This window comes from Burkholderia sp. Ac-20379, assembly GCF_017104645.1.
Taxonomy (GTDB): Bacteria; Pseudomonadota; Gammaproteobacteria; order Burkholderiales; family Burkholderiaceae; genus Burkholderia.
Map to the genome: position 1 here is coordinate 1 of NZ_JAAGPF010000448.1, position 4,199 is coordinate 4,199.

6 protein-coding genes are annotated in these 4,199 nt (G+C 62.7%); 5 read left to right on the forward strand and 1 reads right to left on the reverse strand.

Annotated elements, in window-relative coordinates:
- Positions 1 to 960, reverse strand: a 960-nt coding sequence (locus tag G3N92_RS31120; protein ID WP_206131379.1) for a collagen-like triple helix repeat-containing protein, incomplete at its 3' end; no start/stop codon positions are given.
- Positions 961 to 1,603: 643 nt separating this feature from the next.
- Here G3N92_RS31120 and G3N92_RS31125 point away from each other — a divergent pair.
- From G3N92_RS31125 to G3N92_RS31145, 5 genes are all read left to right on the forward strand, one after another.
- Complete coding sequence (locus G3N92_RS31125) at positions 1,604 to 1,780, forward strand: Flp family type IVb pilin (RefSeq protein ID WP_206131380.1); 177 nt, start codon at positions 1,604 to 1,606, stop codon at positions 1,778 to 1,780.
- A gap of 100 nt (positions 1,781 to 1,880) precedes the next feature.
- Positions 1,881 to 2,381: an A24 family peptidase gene (locus G3N92_RS31130; protein ID WP_206131381.1), complete on the forward strand. Its 501-nt coding sequence runs from the start codon at positions 1,881 to 1,883 to the stop codon at positions 2,379 to 2,381.
- The gene (locus tag G3N92_RS31135; protein ID WP_206131382.1) at positions 2,378 to 2,848 is read left to right on the forward strand and encodes a TadE family protein; all 471 of its coding nucleotides are present in this window, start codon (positions 2,378 to 2,380) and stop codon (positions 2,846 to 2,848) included. The genes G3N92_RS31130 and G3N92_RS31135 overlap by 4 nt, the downstream gene beginning before the upstream one ends.
- Before the next feature lie 100 nt (positions 2,849 to 2,948).
- On the forward strand, positions 2,949 to 3,881 hold the full coding sequence (gene cpaB, locus G3N92_RS31140) for a Flp pilus assembly protein CpaB (protein WP_206131383.1): 933 nt from the start codon (positions 2,949 to 2,951) through the stop codon (positions 3,879 to 3,881).
- Positions 3,882 to 3,948: 67 nt separating this feature from the next.
- Positions 3,949 to 4,199, forward strand: a 251-nt coding sequence (locus G3N92_RS31145; protein WP_206131384.1) for a pilus assembly protein N-terminal domain-containing protein, incomplete at its 3' end; no start/stop codon positions are given.

The window sequence follows — 4,199 nt, forward strand, 5'->3', positions numbered from 1 at the left end:
TCCGCCGCCGGTGGCGGCGATCGCCGCGCCGGCCGTCTTCAGGCCGCCGCCAAGGGTGCCGAGCAGCGTGTTGACCGGCGCGCCGAGGCCGGTTGCGTTGCCGATCGTCTGCGTGGTGTTGGCGACCGCCGACGTGATCGGCGTGATTGCCGAGCTGACCGTCTGCGTGATCTGCTGCACCGGGCCGGTGGTCAGTGCGTTGGTCAGCGTCGTGCCGCCGTTGGCGACTGCGCCGCCGATCGTCGAGACGAGGGTGCCGACCGGCGACGTGATGGGCGCGAGCGGCGAGAGCGGGCCGCTGCCGAGGCTCGAGACGAGCGTGCCGGTGCTGCTGACGGCGTTGCCGAGTTGCGAGACCACGCCGCCCGTGGTGCCCAGCGTGGTGCCGAGCGGGTCGGTGTTCGAACCGAGTTGGCCGAGGCCGCTTGCGAGGCCGTTGCCGAGCGTGCTGACGGCGCCGCCGACGCTGCCGACCACGCTGCCGAGCGCTTGCGTCGGCGCGCTGCCGAGGCCGGGGATCGATTGGTTGGCGATCGTGGAGCCGACGCCCGACACGGTCGTGCCAAGGCTCGACACGACGTTGCTGGTGTTGGCCACGACGGTGCCGAGCGCGTTGACCGAGCTGGTGCCGGAGCTGCTCGTTCCCGAGCTGCTGGTACCCGAACTACTCGTTCCCGAACTGCTGGTGCCGGAGCTGCTGGTGCCCGAACTGCTGGTACCCGAGCTGCTGGTACCCGACGAGGACGAACCGCTCGACGATCCCGAGGTGCCCGACGAACTGCTGGTGCCGGACGAGCTGCTGGTGCCCGAGGTGGTTTGCGGCGTGTTGTTGTCGGAGCCGCCGGTGCCCTGGCTCAACGAACCGGAGCCGCCGCAGGCGGAGAGGGAAAGCATGGCTGCCACGGTGGCCGCGATCAAAGTCGTCCGGAGCGTGCCATGAGCGATCGTTTGGGTGTCCATTTCGTCCTCGCAGTGCTGTTGTGTGATGTGTGTTACCGCGACGATCACTCTGCAACACCCGTGCCATGCGATTCGATTACCGATTTGGTTACATTCCCCGCCGCCCGGAAAGCCTTGTCGTGTCTCGGTTTAACGATTGCTGAAAACGATTTTTAATCGGATCCAATGGAATTTGAAAAGCCCGCTAAATGCGGCTCTGTAACGTAACGTCACATCATTTCCGTTACGCCGGTTTCGTAACGCGGAGCCGCGCTACTATTCAGTCGAACGATTGTTTTACAGATGGATTAGATAGGTACGTCTAACCTATCGTTAGCCCTGATGGGTAAGCCGCAGAAAGATAGTAAAAATTGCCTTGAGGGCCGGACGGATCGGCAAGAAAAATCATAAAAAAAGTTGGAAATAAAAGTTCTTGGGATTAAGATTCGATCGTGCGTGTACGGAAGCGCACAGACAGCACGAAGTGGAGGTGCCTATCGAAACAACTGCAAGATTGTTAACTGGCATCAAAATATGTTAAGAGCTCCTGAAAAAACGAGCTATAAAGAAGTGGCCGAAGCCGGACGTCAGAGCTGGTAACGGTAAGGTGGCCAAATATGCATGCCGCATGAGGCCAACGAAACTCAAGGCACGAGGGATTACCATGAATGCACTTATCAATCGCTTCCTCAAGGAAGAAGACGGGGTTACGGCTGTCGAATACGGCCTCATCGCGGGCCTGATGGCAGTGGCGCTGGTTGCTGGCGTCGGCTTGCTGACCACCGGGCTCAACGGCGCTTTCGGCTACATCGCGGCCCGCCTCCCTGGCGGCGCGGGTTGAGCGCCCGGGCGACGCGCCCGAACGATCTTCACTTTTGTCATTACGTGTGCGGGCCGTCCACCGGGCGCCCGCACTCTTCACGCCCGTTCCGGAACTTTGAATGATCCTGCTCTTCAGTGTCGGGTTTTTCCTGGCCTGGGCGTTGATGGTTGCGGTTGGCGATTTTCGTTACCGGCGTATTCCCAATTCCTTGGTAGTTTCGGGATTGATATGTGCCGTTGCTTTAACTGCTGCCGGATATAACCCTTTTGGTATAACGCTGGAAGGTGCAATAATCGGAGCGGTTGCTGGCTTCGTAGGATTGTTACCGTTTTTTGCGCTGCGCTTGATGGGAGCGGCGGATGTCAAGGTGTTTCTGACGCTCGGTGCGTGGTGCGGATTGAAACTGATGTTCTGGTGTTGGATTTTTGCAAGCCTGGTTGCATTGATTCACGCACTGGGAATCATGTATTGGACCAGAACGCCATTGGGTGATTTATGGCGGCGTGGTAAACCCGCATTGGCATTGGGCGGATATCGCGGATCTCCTTACGCTGCGTTTCTGGTCATGCCGGCGGCAGCGGAATTGATACTTTATATCGTAACGGGGCATGTGCGATGAAATCGAGGGTCTGCGCGCCGCGCCGGCGGAGCAACCGCGGTTCGATGTCAGTCGAGTTCGCATTGATATTCCCGCTGTTTTTCCTGGTGTTGTATTCGGTCATCACGTATGGCCTGATTTTCGCCGCTCAACAGAATCTGACGCTGGCCGCCACCGAAGGTGCGCGCGCCGCACTGAACTATCAAGTCAGCACCACGCCGCAGGCCGCATTGAGCGCACGCGCCGCGGCCGCGTGTACCGCCGCAACCAATCTCGTCGGCTGGCTGTCGGGTGCGCAATGCACGTCGACATCGGCGGGCACCTGCTCTTACGACACCTCGATGTATTGCATCAAGGTGACGTTGTCCTACCCCTATTCAACCAAGCCGCTGATCGCGCCGCTGCCGCTGGTCGGCATGCTGCTGCCGGTTCCGACCGCGCTGGTCGGTTCGGCCACCGTGCAGATCAGTCCGGTCAACATCATCTAGGAGCGCGCGCAGGGCAGCGCCGATCGTCAAATACGGGGAGATCGGCGGCAGGGCAGGCAGGTGCAGGACATTTCATGGATCGACTGTTTTCATAACAACCATGGCCAACAATCTGACGAAGATATTCGCGGTGGCGCTGATCGCCATCGCCTTGTTGCTCGGCATCTATGCATGGGTGCTCGGCCGCCGGCCCGCGCCGATCGTGCAACACAACGTCCAGCAAACGGCGGCGCAACTGTTTCCCGTGGTGGTTGCCACGCATCCGCTCAAGGCCGGCCAGGCGATCCCGGCCGACAGCCTGAAGGTGCAGCAGGTGGCCGGCCAGCCGCAAGGCGCGTTCGCCGATCCGGTGCAGGTGATCGGCCGGGTGCCGGTCGCCGACATTCCCGAGCAGGCCGCCGTGGTCGAGAGCGCGCTGTCGTCGGGCATGGCCGATCTGATCGCGCCGGGCGAGCGGGCCGTCGCCGTCAAGGTCGATGAAAACAACGCGGTGGGCAATCGCGTGCGCCCCGGCAATTTCGTCGACGTGTTCGTCAATCTGAAACGCGACCCGGCGGCGGCCATGTCGGTGTCCGCGGCCGGCAATGGCAACGGGCCGGAGATCGCCAAGACCCAGGCCAAGATGCTGCTCTCGAAGATCCGCGTGCTGGCCTTCGGCGATGCGACGACCGCGCGCGATCAGTCGCCCGGTGCAATGGGGGGCGTGCGTACCGCGGTGCTCGCCGTGCCGACCGAACAGATCGATGCCCTGACCCTGGCGGAGGCCACCGGCAACCTGACGCTCGCGCTGCGCAGCCCGCGCGACGAGGACGTGGCGACGCAGACGGTGGCGATGCGCGTCGCGGCCAACGCCGACAAGGATCCGTCGGCGCGCGCGGCGGCCGGCATGTCCCTGTCCGAGCTGTCGCGCGGCGTGGCCGATTCGACGCCCGCGCCGGTCGTACGCAAGCCGCCGCGCGTGGTGGCGCATCGTGCGGAAAGCAGCAGCATCGAAGTGATACGGGCCGGGCGGGCCGAATCGGTCGCCTATTGAGTGAACGGCAGTACGCGGTACAGGTTGCAACCGACACGGAGAGGTCCGGCTGCGGGCCTCCGACACAATGAAAAAGAAACTGATTGCATTGGCCATTGCACTGAATGCATTGACGCTGTCGTCCGTGGCAAGCGCAGCCGGCCCGGACACGAGCGTCGACGTCGCGGTCGGCGCGCAGCGGCCGATCGCGGCCGGGCGCACCCTGCAGCGCGTCGCCGTCGGCGATCCGGCGGTGGCGGACGTGCTGATCATCAAGGGCGGCGGCGTGCTGCTGATCGGCAAGAGCGCCGGCACGACGAACGTGATGCTCTGGGAGCG

Bases quoted from the DNA above. Each gene is read 5' to 3' on its own strand.
- G3N92_RS31130 (WP_206131381.1), top strand. From the start codon at position 1,881: ATGATCCTGCTCTTCAGTGTCGGGTTTTTCCTGGCCTGGGCGTTGATG.
- G3N92_RS31125 (WP_206131380.1), top strand. From the start codon at position 1,604: ATGAATGCACTTATCAATCGCTTCCTCAAGGAAGAAGACGGGGTTACG.
- G3N92_RS31135 (WP_206131382.1), top strand. From the start codon at position 2,378: ATGAAATCGAGGGTCTGCGCGCCGCGCCGGCGGAGCAACCGCGGTTCG.
- cpaB (WP_206131383.1), top strand. From the start codon at position 2,949: ATGGCCAACAATCTGACGAAGATATTCGCGGTGGCGCTGATCGCCATC.